Source organism: Alicycliphilus denitrificans K601 (assembly GCF_000204645.1).
Taxonomy (GTDB): domain Bacteria; phylum Pseudomonadota; class Gammaproteobacteria; order Burkholderiales; family Burkholderiaceae_C; genus Alicycliphilus; species Alicycliphilus denitrificans.
In genome coordinates, this window is the sequence record NC_015422.1 from 1882868 (window position 1) to 1903734 (window position 20867).

Annotated in this window: 16 protein-coding genes; 9 read left to right on the forward strand and 7 right to left on the reverse strand. The window is 64.5% G+C overall.

Going from position 1 to position 20867, the window contains the following annotated elements:
* Window positions 1-79 precede the first annotated feature (79 nt).
* The 7 genes from ALIDE2_RS08925 to ALIDE2_RS25835 form a co-directional block, all read right to left on the reverse strand.
* Window positions 80-2818, reverse strand: a complete 2739-nt coding sequence (locus tag ALIDE2_RS08925) for a DEAD/DEAH box helicase (protein ID WP_013721880.1) — start codon at window positions 2816-2818, stop codon at window positions 80-82.
* Window positions 2818-4524, reverse strand: a complete 1707-nt coding sequence (locus ALIDE2_RS08930) for a site-specific DNA-methyltransferase (RefSeq protein ID WP_013721881.1) — start codon at window positions 4522-4524, stop codon at window positions 2818-2820. Before ALIDE2_RS08930 ends, ALIDE2_RS08925 begins: the two co-directional genes overlap by 1 nt.
* A gap of 10 nt (window positions 4525-4534) precedes the next feature.
* Entirely contained in the window at window positions 4535-6325 is a 1791-nt protein-coding gene (locus ALIDE2_RS08935; RefSeq protein ID WP_013721882.1) for an AIPR family protein, read from the reverse strand.
* A complete protein-coding gene (locus ALIDE2_RS08940) occupies window positions 6325-8670 on the reverse strand; it encodes a S8 family peptidase (RefSeq protein WP_228846320.1) in 2346 nt (781 codons plus the stop codon). Before ALIDE2_RS08940 ends, ALIDE2_RS08935 begins: the two co-directional genes overlap by 1 nt.
* Window positions 8671-8687: 17 nt before the next feature.
* The gene (locus ALIDE2_RS08945; RefSeq protein WP_003141003.1) at window positions 8688-9674 is read right to left on the reverse strand and encodes an AAA family ATPase; all 987 of its coding nucleotides are present in this window, start codon (window positions 9672-9674) and stop codon (window positions 8688-8690) included.
* Window positions 9675-9754: 80 nt separating this feature from the next.
* Window positions 9755-12634, reverse strand: a complete 2880-nt coding sequence (locus ALIDE2_RS08950; RefSeq protein WP_013721884.1) for an SNF2-related protein — start codon at window positions 12632-12634, stop codon at window positions 9755-9757.
* 58 nt (window positions 12635-12692) lie between these two features.
* Window positions 12693-13115 carry a helix-turn-helix domain-containing protein gene (locus ALIDE2_RS25835; RefSeq protein WP_476489887.1) on the reverse strand — a complete coding sequence of 141 codons (423 nt, stop codon included), beginning with the start codon at window positions 13113-13115 and terminating at the stop codon, window positions 12693-12695.
* A gap of 1 nt (window position 13116) precedes the next feature.
* On the opposite strand from ALIDE2_RS25835, the gene ALIDE2_RS08960 reads away from it, so the two are divergent.
* Genes ALIDE2_RS08960 through ALIDE2_RS09000 form a run of 9 tightly spaced genes read left to right on the forward strand, consistent with a single transcriptional unit; the run spans window position 13117 to window position 20858 of the window.
* Entirely contained in the window at window positions 13117-13482 is a 366-nt protein-coding gene (locus ALIDE2_RS08960; protein WP_013721885.1) for an integrative conjugative element protein, RAQPRD family, read from the forward strand.
* Entirely contained in the window at window positions 13479-13718 is a 240-nt protein-coding gene (locus ALIDE2_RS08965; protein ID WP_013721886.1) for a TIGR03758 family integrating conjugative element protein, read from the forward strand. Before ALIDE2_RS08960 ends, ALIDE2_RS08965 begins: the two co-directional genes overlap by 4 nt.
* Window positions 13719-13740: 22 nt before the next feature.
* Complete coding sequence (locus ALIDE2_RS08970; RefSeq protein WP_013721887.1) at window positions 13741-14109, forward strand: TIGR03745 family integrating conjugative element membrane protein; 369 nt, start codon at window positions 13741-13743, stop codon at window positions 14107-14109.
* Between the two features lie 12 nt (window positions 14110-14121).
* Window positions 14122-14532 (forward strand): TIGR03750 family conjugal transfer protein, encoded by a 411-nt coding sequence (locus ALIDE2_RS08975; RefSeq protein WP_013721888.1) that lies wholly within the window; start codon window positions 14122-14124, stop codon window positions 14530-14532.
* Complete coding sequence (locus ALIDE2_RS08980) at window positions 14529-15221, forward strand: PFL_4703 family integrating conjugative element protein (RefSeq protein ID WP_013721889.1); 693 nt, start codon at window positions 14529-14531, stop codon at window positions 15219-15221. Before ALIDE2_RS08975 ends, ALIDE2_RS08980 begins: the two co-directional genes overlap by 4 nt.
* Window positions 15218-16132 (forward strand): TIGR03749 family integrating conjugative element protein, encoded by a 915-nt coding sequence (locus ALIDE2_RS08985; RefSeq protein WP_013721890.1) that lies wholly within the window; start codon window positions 15218-15220, stop codon window positions 16130-16132. The genes ALIDE2_RS08980 and ALIDE2_RS08985 overlap by 4 nt, the downstream gene beginning before the upstream one ends.
* On the forward strand, window positions 16122-17555 hold the full coding sequence (locus ALIDE2_RS08990) for a TIGR03752 family integrating conjugative element protein (RefSeq protein WP_013721891.1): 1434 nt from the start codon (window positions 16122-16124) through the stop codon (window positions 17553-17555). The genes ALIDE2_RS08985 and ALIDE2_RS08990 overlap by 11 nt, the downstream gene beginning before the upstream one ends.
* Window positions 17536-17970, forward strand: a complete 435-nt coding sequence (locus ALIDE2_RS08995) for a TIGR03751 family conjugal transfer lipoprotein (protein ID WP_013721892.1) — start codon at window positions 17536-17538, stop codon at window positions 17968-17970. The genes ALIDE2_RS08990 and ALIDE2_RS08995 overlap by 20 nt, the downstream gene beginning before the upstream one ends.
* Window positions 17970-20858 (forward strand): conjugative transfer ATPase, encoded by a 2889-nt coding sequence (locus tag ALIDE2_RS09000; RefSeq protein WP_013721893.1) that lies wholly within the window; start codon window positions 17970-17972, stop codon window positions 20856-20858. Before ALIDE2_RS08995 ends, ALIDE2_RS09000 begins: the two co-directional genes overlap by 1 nt.
* Window positions 20859-20867 lie beyond the last annotated feature (9 nt).

A 20867-nucleotide genomic window follows, 5' to 3' on the forward strand; every position in this document is an offset into this window, starting at 1 on the left:
GCCCGTGAAGCGGCGATTTCCCGCCGCCTGGGTGCCTTGCCGGAATCGCTCTTGCTCACCGAAATCGATCGAGGGCAACTCAATTAGCCTTGACCTCAAAGCGCAGGTAATCGGCGAGCCGTTTCGACTCGCTGACTTCGTCATGGGGCACCAGCAGGTACTTCCAGGGCTTGGTGCCTACGTTCGCCGCATGATCGGAAGCGTGCTTGCACCACCGCATGGCGGCAGCGGCCTTGGCCTGAACCTCCTGGGTGTTGATGTCGGCGCGTGCCTTGGTCTCCACCATGAGGATGGTCGCGTCCGTCTCGGCGACGAAGTCGGGGATGTACTCCGGCTGCTCGGTGCCGAGCTTGTAGTAGATCTGGAACTGTCCCTTCGCGGGCTTGAACCACTTCGTCGCGTCGCGCTCCAGGATGATGGCGAAGCGCCGTTCGGTGTCCGAATCGAACTTCTGCAGCGGGTACAGACAACGCGCGAATCCACCGAAGAGCATCTGCTTGATGCGACTGGTCTCGGTCACGGTCTCCCGGAAGTGGTGGGCCGTCTGGCCTGCCGTGGCGGTGTAGTTGCAAGGCCTGAGTTCGGTGAAACCGCGACTGACCTGCACCTCGTACTCCGTCGCCTCTTCCCAGAAGTGGGCCATCATCTGCGCGTGGATTTCCCGTGCGATCAAGCGGCGGTCACGATCGAGCACGCTGATGGCTTCGTCCTCGGACAGATAACTGCGCAGGTGCTGCACCATCTGACCCGCGAGGTCGTAGAGGAGGTCGGCGTGGGTGAAGTAGTCGACGTCGTCGAAGTCCACCAGCGCGTGGACGATGTAGTCCTCCGGGCGCTGCTCCTTGAGCCCGACCTCGGCGGCCAGGGTGAACTGCTCGTTGGTCCGCAGCATCTGCCCGACGATCTCGCGCTGGCCCGGCTGGAGATGGAGCTGGCTCACATCCAGCTTGAAGGCGTGGAAGCCGGTCGTGACCTCGCCGGTCGGCACCACCGCGATGCGCGGGATGTCGATGGTCTGCTGCACCACGATCTCGGTGGTTTTCGCCACCACGGCGGACAAGTCAAGTGCGGGGACTGATTCATCCACGCCCGCCAGCAATTCGCCTTGCAGGGGCTTCAACCGCTCCGCCACCTCCGCGAGGATTTCCTTCTGCACTTCTGGTTTCAGCAGCGCGCTGCTGGTGGGCACCAGATCGCGCTTGACCTCGTACTTGCCGATGACGTCCATGACCACGCGCGCGGCCTGCTTCTCTGCCTCCGTGGTGAACACCGGTTTGGGCGCGGGGACTTCCGCTCCACTGTCAGTGGCTGACGCCCCTGTGATCACGACCGGTGCTTCCGTCAAACCGAGACGCGCCGCCGCCCCGGACTCGACCTGCACGCTGACCTTCTTGTCGTCGGCGCTGGGCGCATCGAGGATGACCTGCTTCAGGCGAATCGGCGAGTCGCCGCGGTTGGCCTCGTCGATGATTTCCTGGAACTTGTCGTGCGCGACGATGTTCAAGCGATCTACGGACGCGACGCCCGTGCGCTTGCCGTAGGGCAGACGCAGGCCGCGCCCGATGGACTGTTCGATCAACGTGCGGGCATTGGCGGCGCGCAGCGGCACGATGGTGTAGAGGTTGGTTACGTCCCAGCCTTCCTTCAGCATGTTGACGTGAATCACGATCTCGGTCGGCTCGTCCACGCTTTCCACGGCCAACAGGCGCGTGATCATCTCCTCTTCTTCAGCGCCGGTACGGCTGGAATCGACCTGAATCACCTTGCCCTGGTAGCGCCCCTCGTAGAAGGCTTCCGACTCCAGCAGCGCCAAGAGTTGCCCCGCGTGCGTGGTATCGCGAGCGATGACGAGCATGAAGGGCTTGACCGGCTTGACGCCGTTCTCGCGGGCGTAGGTGAGCAGCTCGACCTTGGTCGTCTCGTGCAGGCGCACGCCGTCTTCCAGCTTGGTCTTCTCGATCTCCTCGGGCGTGTGAGCCTTGGCGTCGAAGTTGCGCTGGGTGACCACGGCCGGCTCCTTGACGAAGCCATCCTCCATCGCCCGTGCTAGCGGGTAGTCCATCACCACGTTCTTGAATGGCACGGGCCCACGGCTGGACTCGACGAACGGCGTTGCCGTCACTTCCAGACCGAATAGCGGCTTGAGCTCGTTGATAGAACGCACCCCGGCGCTGGCCCGGTAGCGGTGCGACTCGTCCATCAGCAGCACCAGGTCAGAAAGACTAGCCAGGTGGTTGAAGTAGCTGTCGCCCAGCACTTCCTTCATCCGCTTGATGCGCGGCTCCTTGCCGCCGCGCACCTCGGAGTTGATCTTGGAGATGTTGAAGATGTTAATGCGCACGTCGTGAGCGAAGCCCATTGACTGCTCATCTACCGCCGCACCGGTCTGGTCATAGTTGTCGCCGGTGATGATCAGCGGCGGTTGTTGCGCGAATTCGGCGATGCCCTTGAACACGTACTTCGGCGTGTTGCGCGTGAAGTCCGTGATGAGCTTGTTGTAGATCGTCAGGTTGGGCGCGAGAACGAAGAAGTTGTTGATGCCGTGCGCCAGATGCAGGTAGGCGATGAAGGCTCCCATCAGGCGCGTCTTGCCCACGCCCGTGGCCAGCGCGAAGCACAGCGACGGGAACTCACGCTCGAAGTCCTCCAGCGTGCTGAACTCGGCCTTCAGCGTGGAGAGAATCGCCGAGACATCGCGCTCGTGGCCCAGGAGTTCGGGCGCGGCATTGAGCGCGCGAACCAGCTTGATGAGCGATTCCGCCTGGGGCGGACGAAGGGACAGGCGACCGGTGACGGCGTGCAGGACGCGGGCGTTCATTATTCGTTCTCCCCAAACAGGCCGCTCTGTCCCGCGTTAGCGAGGGCCGCTTTTCTGCTCTTGATGTTCTTGGCGCCATTGCCAGAGGCCGCAGGCTCGGCCTTCTCAATCTCCGCCATTGGCAGGTTGGTCACATTCAGGCTGTAGTCGTCACGGCCCCAATGGCAGCGGGCCAGCACCATCTTCGGGATCTTCTTCAGCGTCAGGTTCGGCCAGCGCTCTGCCGCTTTGGCCGCCGTGACTCCGTGGAAAGCGGCGCAGCACACCAGCAGGCTCTGCTCCGGGCCGACTTCACCGGACAGCGCCTGTAACTGCTCGGCGGATATGTTCTGCGTGGTGACGTAGATGAAATCTCGCTCGCTGGAGTGGCCGTGCTGCCACCAGTGCGTTTCCGAAGGCGCGTAGGTGAAACCCTCCAGCTTGGCCAGCGCTTCGGCCAGCATCGCCGCGTTGTATTCCGGGTTGATGACCGGGTTGCCCCAGCGGTCGTTGACGATCAGGCTGGGGGCAAGGCGGTAATAGCGGAAGCCGCCGCCGCCTTGCCAGCTGACGGCCTCGGAAATTCCACCCTTGTCTTCGCCGTCGATGACCTTCTTTATGCGCGGGATGATGTGAGTTTGGCAGTGCTCCCCCAACTCGACCATGATCCAGCGACGCCCCATCTTGTGGGCCACTACGCCGGTAGTTCCCGATCCCGCGAACGAATCAAGAACTATGTCACCCTCCTTGCTGGCGATGTGAAGAATCCGCTGGAGCAAAGCCTCAGGTTTAGGTGTAGCAAATGGAGTAGCAAAGAGCACTTTCTGCTCGGTCATTGCGGACTGCGTGCTGCCCGCTTCGCTTGCAGGCCAAATGGTTCGAGGGACAACCGGCTCCGCATTCTCAAGAAACATCTTGAGCCGTGGCACCTTCGACTTCCCATCTTTCCCCCAGTACAAGAGATTCTTCTTCTCGTTCTCTGCGTGGGTGTCCTTCCCATATCGCCACGTAAGAGTTTCAGGCGGGAACACCTGTTCACCCGTATTGGGGTTGACGATTGGGTAGTAGAGATTCGGGCGCTCCTCCCTAGTCTTGTTGCCCGTGTATGTGACTGAATTCCACGGACCCCGGGAGTCGTTGTCTGGGTTCTTATAGTAGGAGTTTTGACCTTCAGTGCGCGGAAGCCGATTTGGCTTCCACAGCGGCTTGTTCTTTGCGTAGACCAGAACAAAGTCATGGTCAGAGCTGAAATACTTTGCATCATTGGCGGGCGAAACTCGCTTTGCCCACACGATGCTCGAAACAAAATTGGAGCGCCCGAACACTTCGTCACACAACACCTTCAAGTAGAAGGCTTCGTTGTCATCGATGGTTATCCAGAGAGACCCTTCGTCAGAAAGAAGGCGCCTGATGAGTTCCAGCCGGTCTCGCATCAGGCCGAGCCATATCGAATGCTCAAGTCCGTCGTCGTATTGCGCGAAGGCGCTCCCGGTGTTGTATGGCGGATCGATGAAAACGCACTTAACCTCTCCCGAGAACTCGTTCTCCAGCGCCTTTAGAGCCAAAAGGTTGTCGCCGAAGATCAGACGGTTGTCGAAGATGTCGCCATCCGTCACGCGATGCTTGGCGTGATATGACTTTTCGGGATCTTCGAGCAGGATGCGTGGCTCCAACTTGGGCCGCTTCTCCTTGCCGATCCAGGTAAGTTCTAGTTTTTGTTTGCTCATGACATCGCTCTCATAGTTGTGGCGCGCGGTTCGACAAGTAGTCGATCAGGCGCTTGCGCGGATACGCGTCCGCTGCATTCTGAATATTGCGTAGTGGCGCTATGGCCGGATCGGCACCCAGCGCAAAGTGTGCCTCCATCAGGTCGGCCAGGAAGTTCACGACGTTGCCCTGGTTGCGGAAGTAAGCCAGTGGCCCCTCAAGAATGAGTCGTTGTTGGCCAAGGTCGAAAGCCTGCTGCCTGAGCTGATCGAGCGGCTGGCTGATCAGCGCGGGAATCGCTGTCGGGTCGATGACGGCTGCCGTGCCGATGCGGCTGCGCAGGCGCTTCACCATGACCGCCGTGATGACGTGTAAGCCATGACGGTAGATCAGGCGTTCCTGGCTACGCGCCGGGGCCTTCTGTTCGTAGTCCACCACGAGGGTGCGAATCGCGCGGTGGCACAGGACCGCATTGACCAGCGTCACGCCCGGTAGCGCGACGGTGAACAGCGCCTGGTACTCGGCGGAGTCGGGGGTGGCGAGTCGCACCGGTTCGCTCTTGAGCCACACGGCGTAGCGTGGGTCGTTCTGTTGCGAGGCCAGTGCTCGCAGCGCCTCATCGAGCGTGATGGCATTGGTGCCATTTGCCACGGCCTCGGGACGGTAGTGGTAGCCGAAGCCAAGGTGGGCAATCTCTTGCCGCAACCGCTCTTGGTTCTCGTCCAGCGAGGCGAAGTTCGCGGTCTGTACCGGGTTCTGGTGGTTGCGAGCCTTGGTCACGCTCTTCCCAAACTGGCCATCCGCCGATGCCTTGATCAAAGTGAGCATCACCTTGGCGTCATCGATGCTCTTGCCCGGATGCTGGCGCACGAACTCGGCAGCCGACGCAACCGTTTGCGCGCCGTTGATGATGGACAGGCCGCGAACCTTGAACTTCTTGACGCCATTCTTGTTGGCCTTCGGCTCGATCTGGTCGCAGACGGCCGTGACGCCGTTGTTGAGATAGAAGAAGTCCAGCGGGGCGTCATGCAAGGTCGTCTTGATGGCCTTGTTGACATCGGACTTGCTACTGCCGAGGAAGTAGCGGATGTTGCGTTCGTACAGGGCCTTGCCGTGCATCTGGTGTAGGGTCACCAAGTCCGCCAGCCGCGCGACACCGTAGTACGTGGCTCGCGGGCTTTCGACTTTCGCGTGCTTGTGCAACGCGATATCCGTGTGCACGGGTTGGTAGGCTTGTTCCGCCAGCAGATCGCAGACGATCTCGGTTGCCGTGTAATACTCCACCTGCTTGGCCAGCCGCTCTTCGTCGAGGTCTTCGTCATCGAGCAGCGCCTGCAAGGCGTCGCGAGCCGCTTGCGATACACCATCGCCCGTGTAGGGCACGACCAGCTTGATGTGGCTGCACACATCGAGTGCGCCCTCGATGTCGGTCTTCCGATTCTGGACATTCCCGTTGAACGCGGCGAAGTCCTGTTTGAGCAACAGGCGAATGCCCTCGCAGAACGGCAGCGCATCCTCCTGCTTGAACTGCTCGGACTCCTTCAACTTGGTTTGCAGCAGGTACAGAGTCTCCGACGGCGCGTGGTAGTGGATCGCGTCGATGCCCTTGTCGTTGAAATCATCCACGACCGAGGCGGCCGCCACCTGCGGCGTAATGTCGAGCAGTTTGTGGAGGACGAAGGCGCTGAAGGCCCGCGAAAGCTGTTTCGCCGCGTGATCGGCGGGATTGACGTTGCCGAGCAATGGCGGCAGGAACGGCACGAAGCGGGCGGCGAGCACCTGCTTCAAGATGGCCAAGTACTGAGGTTCGAGCGCCGGCATCAGGCCCTCCCGCCAATCCGAGCGCGCGCACGTGCCTGGGCACGCGCTTGCAGCGCTGCTTGCACCTGGGCGTAGAGCTGAGCGTTGGCCTGCTCCCGATCCGCCAGCACCACGGCGACGGCATAGGGCTCGTCCCCATCGCGCCCATCGGACCAAAGGCTGTCTTGCCGGGTCACCACGACGAACACCTTGTGACCGTTGGCCAGCGCCTGTTTGAAGCGCCATCGAGAGACCTGCAACGTGCCGTTCTTGCGGGTGTCGTTGGGTAGCCAGCGGCCGTTGGCGCGTTCGCCCATGCCTTCTTCCCGATTGCGCCGGTAGGCTTGGGTGACCTCATCCAGGCTGCCAGCCGTCACCAGGTGGAACCACAGTTTGGCTCTTCGGTAGTCCAGCCGCGTGGTGCGCACGGCAGGGCTGTAGGCGAGCGCGACGGTCACCTCACGCGTGCGGCGGCCACCGTCCCAGAAGCTGTCTGGTAGAGGTAATTCGAAGAAGTGGTGCTGGTCGTTTCCGACGCGCTCTTCGGCCAGCAGGGTGACGGTGTGATCAAGCGAGCGGAACAGCGCCGCATCGTCCACGCGCCCATACCCGACGAGGCGCAGGAGTTTGTCGCGGCCTTCAGCATTGTTGCCGGGGTTCAACAGCGCTTCGCAGGCTTGCGGCCAGCGGGCATGGGCGCCGATCAGTGCGCGCAGCAGGCTGGGCGAAGCGTCGGGCACTTCGGCCAGTAGCCGCGCGGCTTGGTGGGCGACTTGGGGGGCGGCGTAGCTGGTGCCGATGTCTTCCTTGAACGCCGGCCCCAAGGCAAAGCCGCCGTTGAGCGACACCACTCCCAGACCGGCATGGTCTGTGCCACCTCCAGTGCGCCGCAAGGCGATGTTGCCGGCATGCGCGACCACGTCGGGCTTGATGGCGCCGCTGGCAGAAGGGCCGCTGCGAGTCAATGGAAACGGCTGCTCCGCCCGTGCCAACACGTGGTCTTCAATCGTGTTGGGATGGCGCTGTGCATTGCGTGTGGCCTCATTCAGGCTCAAGCCGCCAACGGTCAGCGCGTTGAGCGATGTGGCGGGGTCCAGCAGGCGGGCGTGGCCTTCGAACAGGTAGTCCGGGTAACTCGCGCGTGTATCGGCTGGCAACTGGGATGACAACAAATTGCCCGCTGGTACTACGAACAGGACCCCCAGCTCACGCGTCAGCCGATCCAGCGTGTAGGCGAGCCCGCGCACATGACGGCCATCGTAGACCTTGTTCAGGTCGCCATAGCTTAGGTTGAAGACCCGGCAGCCGTATTGCGCATGCAGTTCGCGCACGGCTTCCTCGACCGCCTTTTCGACGAACTCGGTTTGGTCTTGTCCGTCGTCTTCGAACACTTTGCCGGAGAACAGGCGAAGCTGCGGGACGAACTGCCCTTGCTGAATAACGCCATGGACATCGCCGTACAACGCAAGCCCGCCGACGAAGGTGCCGTGCCAGTGGGGATCGGTGTCATCCGCACTGCGATGCGGTGCGAGGTAGCCCTGCGCGTCGCCGACCGCTGCGCCGAGCAACGAATGTCCGCGCGTCAAGCCTGAATCCAGCACGGCAATGGACGGAGCATCGTCAGAAGGGGGATCGATCGGAGGAAATTGGTTGATGTCGGTATGAAGCAGTTGTACGGCCACACCCAAGCGGGGCGGCAGGTCGGCAGTGCGCACATCGCGATGGTGCAAGATCTGCTCGGCCTGCGCACCGTTGCAGCGCACACGGACCATGACGAGCGAGGGTTGCTGGATGTCGTCCAGCCGCTCAATGCCTTGTGCATGCAACCAGTCGAGAAAGGCACGCACCATTTGCTGGCGCTTGTCCTGTCGCTCCTGGGGCCATAGTTCGACATCGAGCATGAAGGTTGGCGCGGCTGGAAATCCTTGCTCAAGCAAGGCCGCGCCGGTACGGTCCTGGGGTGTCCAGTGGTCGAAGTCTTCGATGACGTAGAACAGTTCCTTGCGTGTAACAACGCCATCACGTGCAAGGGTGGCCAGGCGGCTCTCGAACTCGCTCAAGCCGTCATCAGTGGCGAATGCCAGCACGATGGATTCATCTTCCTGGCTGACAATCTCCACGCCAGGAATGGCATCGAAGGCGGGCACGCTCTTGTCGCCCGCGCGCAGCCGAATCTTGAGCAGCTTACGGTCGTCGAACCCGCCGACGTCCTCTGCCATCGCACGTTGCCGCGCTTGGTCGAGCCGCCCGGCTAACGCGGCACCATGCGCTCTCGGATCGGCAGGAGGGCGAATTCCCGGATGACGCCTCGGATGGCGCTCCGTTGAGGGCGCTTCTCGCTCCAAGCGCAAGTGTTCATAGGCCATGCCTCCCCCTCCATCCCTTAACTCTTATGACGATACTCACGGGCAAGCGCGGTATCGAGGTGGCTTTTCTCCAGGAACTCCCGGCCGGACAGGATCATTTCCTTGACGGAGCGCCGAAGAACCCGCTCGATGTCGGCGTGCGACATGCCCTTGAACACGGATGCCACCTGGCCATCGTCGGGCTCGAAATTGCGGCGGACACCGGAGAGTTTCAGAGCCAACAAGCGTTTGATCTGCTCCAGATTCGGCATCTCGAAGCGCACAACCTCATCGAAGCGTCGCCAAACCGCCTTGTCCAATAAGGTTTCGTAGTTGGTGGTGGCGATCAGGATGCTCTCGCCTCGATAACCGTCCATCATCTGTAAGACGGCATTTACGGAGCGTTTGAGCTCACCATGATCGGCGCTGTCGCCACGATCCTTGGTCAGGGCGTCGAATTCATCGAACAATGCGACCACGGGATGCGTTGCGACGTAATCGAACACTTTGCGCAAATTGGCGGCCGTCTCTCCCAGAAACGACGAGATGACCGAGTCCAGCCGAACGAGGATGAGCGGCATGGACAGGGAATGCGCGATGACTTCGGCGGCCAGCGTCTTGCCGCAGCCGGGAGGCCCGCAAAACAACAGCTTCTGCGCGGGTTGCAGGCCATAGGATCGAAGCACGTCCGTCCGGTTGTGCTCCATCAGGATTTCATCGAGTGCCGACTGCGAAGCATCCGAGAGAATGATGTCTTTCTCCTCTCGAATCACGGCACGCTCTTCTAGTAGCGCAAGGCCGTTGTCTTTATTTGTCGGCACGCTGGGCAAACTTTGCAGCTTCCGCGCACTCTTCCCGACCGTTGCCTGATCGCCGTAAAGTAAACGCTCAAGGTCATTTGCGAGCAGATGATGGTTCTTCTCGCGCTCCTCTTTGATCACTGCCTCGGACGCCGCGCGAAAGCCCGAAGCATCGCCTTGCGTTCCCGATTTGATGAGTTGCCGCAGTAATTTTCCGCTAGCCATATCTCGCTCTCCTCAATTCTTGGCACGCTTCAACCGCGGCCTGGTCATGCGCAGGTCTAACGGTGCTACTTGATTAGTCATTACACCAGCTCCCACTCGACAGTGAACAGCGTGCGCTCCTCGACCTGCTGTTGGAGTTGCACTTCAAGCTGGCTGATCAAGTCATTGCGCTGCGCTTCGACTTCGTCCTGTCGGGCAAACAGCTCGCGGCGCAGCTTGCTGCGCTTGCCTTCCAGTTCGCGCTGCTTCTTCTGCCATGACAGTTTTTCTTCCAGCGTCGGCGAGGTTGCGGCGGTTCGGCGCACCTCCTTGATCTCGCGGTCGATCTCCTTGATCTCTTGCTCCAGACCCAGCTTCAGGTCGTCCGCCCAGGCATCCAGCTTCTGGACTTCCTGCTCGAAGTAGCCGAGGTTGCGCTCGTTGACGTCGCGCAGGAGCGCGGTCTTGCGGGCTTCCACGTCGGCCAGCAGGGTGGCGTCAGGGGCGTTGAATAGACTGGCCGCCTGCGTGGTCGCGGGCAGGCGCAGCAGTTTTTCCGGGTCTTCTTCCGCGAGCACTACGCCGTCGGTCGTGCCCGCGGCAACCAGCAGATGTTGCTCCTGGTTGCCGAGTGTCTCGACCGAGATCAGCTTCACGGTGAGCCATCCGGCTTTGCCGCGCCAGGCTTCAAGCGTGCTGATCTTTGCACCGTGGGCGTGGTAGTCGAACACAAGACGAGCCCCGTCGAGTGCCCGAGCCTTGGCCTGCTCGATGCCCCATCGCGCCAGCGGATGATTGATGCGGTATAGATGCGCGTCGCCGGAGCGGCGGGGCAATTCGTAGCGCCCCAGCTCGATGCCCGCGAGGCCGCTGTGCTCGATTCCAGTCGGCATGCGGCGAAGATCGAAGCCGTCGTCATCGAACGCGGCGCAATGGACCAGTTCGGCGCGGGTCAAGTCCATCAGCATGCGCTCGAAGCGGTTGCGCGCGTTGCGGCTGTCGTCGGCCCGCATGCGCAGCTTCTCCTGCACCTCTTCATCGAAGTTCTCAAGCAATACCTGGCGCGTCTTGACCATCGCCTCGTTGATCTCGCCGGAGAGGTCGAGCTGGAGTTGCTCGAAGCTGGACTTGATTTCCTCGGGCTCTCGACAGTTCTGATAGATCTCGGCGATACGTCGCTCGAAATCGACACCGGAGCCGATCGCACCCAGCACTTCGTCGCTAGCCCCAAACACGCCCTCGAAGAGCTGGAACTTCTGCGACAGCAGCTCATACACCCGTGCATCGGCCTCATTGCTGCGGTCGACGAAGTTGACCACCACAACGTCGTGCTTCTGACCGTAGCGGTGGCAGCGCCCGATGCGCTGTTCGATGCGCTGCGGGTTCCACGGCAGGTCGTAGTTGATGACGAGCGAGCAGAACTGGAGGTTGATGCCTTCGGCTCCGGCCTCGGTGGCAATCATGACCTTGCCACGCTCCTTGAAGTGCTCGACCAGTGCCGCACGGGTGTCGGCAGTCTTGGAGCCGGTGATGCGGTCGGTGCCTTCGTGGCGCTTCAGCCAGTCCTTGTAGATCGCCTGCGCACGCTGGTCGCTATTGGTGCCGTTGAAGAGCACGATGCCGTCGCCGTATGGCGTGTCAGCCAGCAAGTTGAGGAGGTATTCCTGCGTGCGCTTGGATTCGGTGAATATGATGGCCTTCCTGGACGCACCCAACCGATCCAGTTCGGCGAAGGCGCGATCCAGCGCGGTGAGCAGCGCCTTGCCCTTGGCGTTGTCGCGGATGTTGGTTGCCAGCGTTCTGAAGTGGCGCAGCTCCTCGATCTCCTGCGCGATGGCATCACGCTCGGCGCGGCTCGCTGCCTTTGTTCCCTGCTCCTGGTCTTCCCACTCTTCGGCGGTCTCGTCGAGCGACTCGTAGTCCTCGTCCAGTTCTTCGGCGAGATCGGCAACCACGGGAGTTTCATTCAGCACACCCTGGAGACGCTTGGCCATCGTCTCCAACGCACCCGCAATCGCGTGCGTGCTGGAGGCGAGCAGCTTCCACAGCACGAGCGAAATCAGTTGGCGCTGCCCCTCGGGCAGGGCCTTGAGGTTGGGGCGGCGCAGGTAATCGGCGACGAGCCTGGAAAGTTCCTGCTCTTCGCTCGACGGCGTGAACTCCTCGACGATGGCCTTGCGCGCTGTGTACGACACGTAGGGCTGAACCTGTTTGCGCAGGGTGCGCTTGCAGATGGGGGCCAGCCGGTCACGCAGGCTGCTGAAGGATTGCTCTCTGCCAGTGAATTGCGAGCGGAAGCTATCAAGGTCTCCGAACACCCGGTCATCGATGAAGCTGACCAGCCCATAGAGTTCGAGCAGCGAGTTCTGCAACGGCGTCGCGGTCAGGAGCGCCTTGGAGTGAACGCGCGACAGCGCCTCCTTGAGGGTCTTGGCGATGACGTTGCTGGTTTTGTAGACGTTGCGCAGGCGATGCGCTTCGTCGAGGACGACCAAGTCCCAGTCGATGCCCTTGACATCGTCAGCCTTGGCCTTCGCGAACTGGTAGGAACAGATGATCGGACCGGAGGCGAACAGGAACGGGTTCCGCTGCTCCTGCTTGCGGATCGCGTTGTAGCTTTTGGCTTCGAGGATCAGCCCTTGCAGGCCGAACTTGTCCTGCAGCTCCTGATGCCATTGCTTGCGCAGGTTCGCCGGAACGATGATGAGCACCTTCCGCCGCCGTTCCGCCCAGCGTTGGGAGATGACCAAGCCGGCTTCGATGGTCTTGCCCAGACCAACCTCGTCGGCGAGGATCACGCCGCGTGAGAGGGGGTTGCGGCAAGCGAAGAGCGCGGCCTCGACCTGATGGGGATTCAGATCGACCTGCGAATCGACCAAGGTCGAAGCCAGCGACTCCACCGAGTCGCCTGCTGCACGCCTGGTCAGCAGCCAAGCAAAGTACTGGCTCTGGTGCGGCGTCAGAAGCTGCTGTGTCGTCAACGGCGATCCCCCCCTTGTTCTTCCCCGAGCGTGATTCGGCGGCTGGCATGGTCCGCGCTCACTCGGCCTCCGGCTTCTTCTTGTTGATGCTTTCGGCGATCCACCGATCCAGCTCCGAGCGGCGAAAGCGCCAGGTTCCCCCAAGCTTGAACGCTGGAATCTCTCCTTTCTGGGCAAGGCGATAGACCGTCCGTTTGCCGGCTTTGAGGTAGGCCGCGACTTCCTCCAGCGTGAGGATCTCGCTCTCGACTTCACTCATCTGAAAACCATCTGGTTTGGTCTTTCGTGACTTTGGATTGCCAAGTTTGCTCAATTCTACCAAAGGGTGGTAGGCGCTAGCCAACAAGAAATCCACCAGGCATTGCGCGAATGTCGGCCAGCGCGACCAACAAATCCGGTCATGCCGTAGTTCCCATTCCCTGCGGCGCAAAGCGAGAGCGCGCCACAGCATCTGGCCATCCGCTTCAACGGGGAATGGCACGATGGGACAGACCAACCGCCGCACATCCGCGCGGCCTGCGCTTGCCGTGGTGTTGGCTGTGTCGTTCTCGGCGCTGCAGCCTGCCGCTGCTGCCGACAGCCTCGCCTCGGAGCGTGAGCAGCTCGCCGCGCTCACCCGCCAACTCGACCTGATCGACCGCCTCGCCGAGCACGCCGCCAATACCGCTCCGCAGGAACGCACCCGCTACCACTTCGACTACGCCCGACTGCGTGCCGACCTGAACCGCGTTCGCGCCGGCCTGCAGGACTACCTCGTGCCCCAACGCGCCCAGCCGCGCGATCCCGTCCCGCTGGCCGGCGACTACGTCCGCCGCGACCGCGCCGACGACGAGGAGCCGTCGCCATGACGCCCTCTGCCGATCAGGTCGCCGCCTTCCAGGCCAACGGCGGCTTTGCGCCTTCGGCCGTCTCTGCCGTGGTGCTGGGCTTCGTGCTCGCCGTGTTGCTGCTGTGGGGCGTGTGGGCCATGCGCACCGCCTACGTCGGCTGGGCCGAGCACCGCATCACTGAACGTCAGTTCCTCGCCGTCGTCGTGCGCTTCGTGGCGATGTACCTCGTACTGACCTTCTTCCTCCTCTCCTGACCGTCACGAAAGGCCATACGCCATGAACACGCCACTGACATCCCATCGCATTCCGTCCCGCATCGCCGCTCCGCTGCTGCCGCTGGCGCTCGCGGGCCTGCCGCTGTCGGCCTTCGCGCAGGGCCTGCCGACCATGGAGGACCCTTCGCGCGGCCAGGGCAGCGGCATCCTGCAGACCTTGCAGAACTACGGCTACGACATCGTGCTGCTGATCGCGCTGCTGGTGGTCGCATCGATGTTCGTCGGTGTCTGCTATCACGCCTACACGCGCTACTCGGAGATCCACACCGGCCGCGCCACCTGGGGCCAGTTCGGCCTGACGGTCGCCGTGGGCGCGATCCTGCTGGTGGTCGGCATCTGGCTGCTCACCAAGGCCACCGGCGTGCTGTGAGGGCGGCAAGCGATGGCCGTCCCCTCGGAGACCCCGCAAGACACGCTGGTGAGCTTCCTGCCGCACCGGCTGAATCGCCAGCCGGTGGTCGTGCGCGGGCTGACCGCCGACGAGTTGTGGATCTGCGCCGGCCTGTCGGCCGCAGCCGGATTCGCACTCGGCCTGCCGCTGGCCTGGCTCACGCACAGCATCGCCATGGTGCCGACGCTGATCGTCGCCGGCATCGCGCTGGGCGTCTTCGTCGGCGGTGGTTTTCTGCGCGCACAGAAGCGCGGCCGGCCCGACACCTGGCTCTACCGACAGCTCCAGTGGCGGCTGGCCCTGCGGCACCCGGCGCTGGCAGCGCTCCTGGGCGGGCAGCGCCTCATCACCCGCTCGGGCTACTGGACGACCCGGCGCAACGCCGATCGAGTTGCGCCATGAGCCGTTTCAAGAACGAGGTTGCGCACCTGCAGGCGCACGTGATGACGTTGCGTCTGGGGGCCGGCGCGTTGTTCGTGGTGGCGCTGCTGCTCGGCTTCGGTTGGTGGAGTGCGCCGAAGAGTCTGACCATCCATGTGCCGCCGGACCTGCGCTCGGGCAGCACGCGCAAGTGGTGGGACGTGCCGCCCGAGAGCGTGTATGCCTTCTCGTTCTACATCTGGCAGCAGGTGCAGCGCTGGCCCACGAACGGCGAAGAAGACTATCCGCGCAACCTGCGCGCGCTGTCGGCCTACCTGACGCCGAGCTGCCGGGCCTTCCTGCAGCAGGACTACGAGTACCGGCGCGCCAGTGGCGAGCTGCGTCAGCGCGTGCGCGGCATCTACGAGATTCCCGGCCGCGGCTACGGCGATGATCCGGCCACGCGCGTCAAGGTGGTCTCCGACCGCGACTGGATCGTCACGCTCGACGTGAGCGCGGACGAATACTACGGCTCCGAGCAGGTCAAGCGCGCCCTGGTGCGCTACCCCATCAAGGTCGTCCGGCTGGACATCGACCCCGAGCGCAACCCCTTCGGCCTGGCGCTGGACTGCTACGCCAGCGCACCCCAGCGCATCGAACCGCCGCCGACGCCGACCCAGGCCGGCGTGCCCGCCAACGCCCCCGGCCACCTGCAGGGAGACTCCCCATGAAGCCCGTTGCCTTGTCGGCCCTGGCCGGCGTCCTGCTGATCCTCGGTGTCGTGCCGGCCAGCCAGGCCGTGGAAATCCTGCGCTGGGAGCGGCTGCCCCTGCCGGTGCCGCTGGTGGTCGGCCAGGAGCGCGTGGTCTTCATCGACCGCAATGTGCGCGTCGGCGTACCGGCCAGCGTCGGCGACCATCTGCGCGTGCAGAGTGCCGGCGGCGCGATCTACCTGCGGGCGAGCGACCCGATTCCGCCCACGCGGCTGCAACTGCAGGACGTGGAATCCGGCGCGCTGATCCTGCTCGACATCGCCGCCGAGCCGGCGAAGGACAGCCAGGCGCCGCTGGAGCCGGTGCGCATCGTGGAAGCGGAAGCCCCCGCGAAGCGCTACGGCGGTAGTGCAGCAAGCGGTGCGGACGAGCGGGCCGATGCTCCCGCAGACAAACCCGTTCCCCGGCGCGAAACGCCGGTACCGGTCGTGCTGACGCGCCATGCCGCACAGAACCTGTACGCGCCGCTGCGCACCGTCGAGCCGGTCGCCGGCATCGGGCGCGTGAACCTGCGCCGCGGCCTCGCGCTGAGCACCTTGCTGCCGACGCTGCCGGTGCACGCGCGGGCACTGGCCGCGTGGCGCCTGGAAGACCAGTGGGTGACGGCCGTGCGACTCACCAATACCTCGGCGCGCTGGCTCGACCTCGACCCGCGCGCCCTGCAGGGGAACTTCGTGGCGGCGACCTTCCAGCATCCGAACCTGGGGCCGGCCGGCACCGCGTCCGACACCACGGTGCTCTACCTGGTCACGCGCGGCCACGGCCTGGCCGAGTCGCTGCTGCCGGCGCTGAGCCCGATCGACGCCAGCGTGAACCTGCCGCCGGCCGCCGCGGCCGGCTCGACCGGAGGAGCGCGCGATGAAAAGTAATCCGCTGCTCAAGTGGCTGCTGATCCCGATGGCGCTGCTGCTGGTGTTCGTCGGCATCAAGCTGTTCTCCGGTGCGCCCGGCGGCCAGCCTGCCTCCAAGGGCGCGGCCAGTACGCTCACGCCCGAGGAGATGAAAGCCCTGGGCATCGCAGGCGACACGCCGCGCGATACCGTCGCCACGCTGGTGGCCCAGGTGAAGCAGTTGCGCACCGAGCTGCAGAGCGCGCTCGGCGACAACAAGCAGCACAAGGCCGAGAACGAGCGACTGCGTGCGCGGGAAAGCGCGATCGACCAACGCATCCAGAGCGCGCTGGAAGGCGAACGCAACCGCCTGGAGCAGGAGCGCAATCAGGTGGCCAGCGACAGGCAGCAGACCCAGGGGCTGCTGCAGGATCTGCAGCGGCAACTGGACGGCCTCTCCGGCAAGGGCGGCCCGTCCGACCTGCCCGTCGGGCTGGGGCTGGAAGAGGGTGATGGCCAGCGCTTCAACCGCGGCGTCGGTGGCACGCAGTGGGTCGAGCCCGACGATGCCAAGGTCGACGCCAAGAACGCCAGCAAGGAGCCGAGCTTTCCCCTGAGCTTCGGACCGGCCCAGAAAAGCCTGTCGGCCGCAGTGGAATCCGTCGCCGACGTCGGCAGCCGCGCCGTGGGCGCATCCACGAAGGCTGTCTACACCGTGCCGTCGAACTCGACGCTCATGGGGTCGATTGCCATGACGGCGCTGATCGGGCGCGTGCCGATCGATGGAACCGTCAACGACCCGTACCCGTTCAAGGTGCTGATCGGCCCGGACAACCTCACGGCCAACGGCATCGACATCCCCGACGTGGCCGGTGCCGTGGTCAGCGGCACGGCCTCGGGCGACTGGACGCTCTCGTGCGTACGCGGGCAAATCCGCTCGGTCACGTTCGTGTTCCAGGACGGCACCATCCGCACGGTGCCGGAGGACAGCAGCAAGGGCGGCAGCAGCGGCGGCAACGCGGGTCACAACGGCGCCAGCATCCAAGGCGGCCTGGGCTGGATCAGCGACCCTTACGGCATTCCCTGCGTCAGCGGCGAGCGGCGCAGCAACGCCCAGCAGTACCTGGGGAGCCAGGCGCTCATCACCGCAGCCGGCGCCGGCGCGGCCTCACTCATCAAGTCCGACAACGGCAGCGTGGCCGTGGTCGCCAACAGCAACGGCTCGCTGGGCACCGTCGGCATCAGCGGCAACGAAGCGATGGGCCGCATCCTCGCGGGCGGCGTGCGCGACATGGCCGATTGGGTCAACAAGCTCTACGGCCAGGCCTTCGCGGCGGTCTACGTGCAGCCCGGCGCTAGGGTCGCCGTGCATCTGGAGCAGCCGCTCGACATCGACTACGACGCCAAGGGGCGTCGGGTCCACCACCGCACCGGAGAAGCCCATGCCTCGGACCTGGATTGACGCGGCCGCCGTGCTGCTGGCGGCCACCCTGCTCGGCGGCTGCGCCACCAGCAAGGAGAAGCTGCTGCCGCACGGCGACAGCACCATGCTCGACATCTGGCATCAGGAGACCGGCGGCAGCGCGGGCGGCGGCCAGGCCGCGCGGCAACTGCTCGATGCGCGCCAGGGCCTGCGCCGGCCGCTGACCGAGGCCGATGTGCAGGCGGCGCCCGGCGTGCAGGCGCGCTATACCCGTACCGCGCAGAACGAGATTCACCGCCAGTTCCACCGCCTGCCGAACCCCGACCTGGTGATGTACGTGTTCCCGCACCTGGCGGGCACCGACCCGGTGCCGGTGCCCGGCTACAGCACGGTGTTCCCGCTCTACCAGCGCGTGCAGTACGCGATGCCGGGCGAGCGCGTGGAGGACTACTGATGGCCTGGTCGCTGCCGTGGTCACGCAAGGGTGACGCATCGCCTGCTGACGCCGTGGATGCGGCCGATGATGCCTGGGCACGGCACGTAACGGCGCTGGCGGCACAGGGTGTCGCCGAGCCGGGCAGCGCGCTCGGCCGGGGCCGGCGCAGGCCGGCCACCCAGGCCGACCACGATGCGCTCTATGGCGTCGCGCCGTCGTTCGCGGACTTGCTGCCCTGGGTCGAGTACCTGCCCGGCAGCAAGTGCATGTTGCTGGAAGATGGCCAGTCGGTGGCGGCCTTCTTCGAGCTGGCGCCGGTCGGCACCGAGGGCCGCGAGATGGCCTGGCTGTGGCAGGCGCGCGATGCGCTGGAGAACGCCCTGCAGGACTCCTTCGACGAGTTGGACGACAACCCCTGGGTGGTGCAGCTCTACGCCCAGGACGAGGCCGACTGGGACAACTATCTGCGCTCCCTGGCGAACTATCTGCAGCCGCGTGCGCAGGGCAGCGCGTTCAGCGACTTCTACCTGCGCTTCTTCGCCCATCACCTGCGGGCCATCGCCAAGCCGGGTGGCCTGTTCGAGGACACCACGGTGACGCGCCTGCCGTGGCGCGGCCAGGTGCGGCGCGTGCGCATGGTGGTCTACCGCCGCACGTCCGCAGCCCCGGCCCCGCGGCGCGGCCAGTCGCCCGAGCAGGCGCTGACCACGATCTGCGACCGCCTCGCCGGCGGGTTGGCCAATGCCGGCGTGAAAGCCCGACGGCTCGGCCCGGCGGACATCCACGCCTGGCTGCTGCGCTGGTTCAACCCGAATCCGACCCTGCTCGGCGCCACTGCCGAAGACCGCGAACGCTTCTACGCGCTGACCCGCTACCCGGAAGAGCGGGAGGAGGGCGAGCTCGAACTCGCCAGCGGCACCGACTTCGCGCAGCGCCTGTTCTTCGGCCAGCCCCGCTCGGACGTGCCCAACGGCCTGTGGTTCTTCGACGGCATGCCGCATCGGGTGATCGTGATGGATCGCCTGCGCACGCCACCGGCAACCGGCCATCTGACGGGCGAGACGCGCAAAGGCGGCGATGCGATGAACGCGCTGTTCGACCAGATGCCCGAGGACACGATGATGTGCCTGACGCTGGTCGCCACGCCCCAGGACGTGCTGGAGGCGCACCTCAACCACCTCGCCAGGAAGGCCGTCGGCGAGACCCTGGCCTCGGAGCAGGCCCGGCAGGACGTGCAGCAGGCGCGCGGCCTGATCGGCAGCGCGCACAAGCTCTACCGTGGCGCGCTGGCGTTCTACCTGCGTGGCCGCGATCTGGCCCAGCTCGATGCGCGCGGCCTGCAGCTCGTCAACGTGATGCTCAACGCCGGCCTGCAACCGGTACGCGAAGAGGACGAGGTAGCGCCGCTGAACAGCTATCTGCGCTGGCTGCCGTGCGTGTTCGACCCGGCTGCCGACAAGCGCCAGTGGTACACCCAGCTCATGTTCGCGCAACACGCGGCGAACCTGGCGCCGGTCTGGGGCCGCAGCCAGGGCACGGGGCATCCGGGCATCACGTTCTTCAACCGCGGCGGCGGCCCGATCACCTTCGATCCGTTGAACCGCCTCGACCGGCAGATGAACGCGCATCTGTTCCTGTTCGGCCCCACGGGTTCGGGCAAGAGCGCAACGCTCAACAACATCCTGAACCAGGTGACGGCGATCTACCGGCCGCGCCTGTTCATCGTCGAGGCGGGCAACAGCTTCGGCCTGTTCGGCGACTTCGCGGCACGGCTGGGCCTCACCGTGCATCGGGTGAAGCTCGCGCCGGGCGCGGGCGTCAGTCTGGCTCCGTTCGCCGACGCCTGGCGCCTGGTCGATACGCCGAGCCAGGTACAGACGCTGGACGCCGATGCGCTCGACGAGGACCAGGCCGATGCCGGCATGGCCGTGGAAGGCGACGAGCAGCGCGACGTGCTCGGCGAGCTGGAGATCACTGCACGACTGATGATCACCGGCGGCGAGGACAAGGAAGAAGCGCGCATGACCCGCGCCGACCGCAGCCTGATCCGCCAGTGCATTCTCGATGCGGCACAGCGCTGCGTAGCGGAGAAGCGCACGGTACTGACCCGCGATGTGCGCGACGCGCTGCGCGAGCGCGCCCGCGATGCCACGCTGCCGGAGATGCGGCGCGCACGGCTGCTGGAGATGGCCGACGCGATGGACATGTTCTGCCAAGGCGTGGACGGCGAGATGTTCGACCGGTCCGGCACGCCGTGGCCCGAGGCGGACATCACCATCGTGGACCTCGCCACCTTCGCGCGCGAGGGCTACAACGCCCAACTCTCGATTGCCTACATCTCGCTCATCAACACGGTCAACAATATCGCCGAGCGCGACCAGTTCCTGGGCCGACCGATCATCAACGTGACGGACGAAGGCCACATCATCACCAAGAACCCGCTGCTCGCGCCCTACGTGGTCAAGATCACCAAGATGTGGCGCAAGCTCGGCGCCTGGTTCTGGCTCGCCACGCAGAACCTGGATGACCTGCCGAAGGCGGCCGAGCCCATGCTCAACATGATCGAGTGGTGGATCTGCCTGTCGATGCCGCCCGATGAAGTCGAGAAGATCGCGCGCTTCCGCGAACTCAACGCTTCGCAGAAGGCGCTGATGCTCTCGGCACGCAAGGAGGCCGGCAAGTTCAGCGAGGGCGTCATCCTGTCCAAGTCGATGGAAGTGTTGTTCCGCGCGGTGCCGCCCAGCCTCTACCTGGCGATGGCAATGACCGAGCCCGAAGAGAAGGCCGAACGCTTCCAGTTGATGCAGCAGCACGGCATCAGCGAGCTGGATGCCGCCTTCCGCGTGGCCGAGAAGATCGACCGCGCGCGGGGCATCGAACCGCTGGCGCTGGACACGCTGGCCTGACGGGAGCGA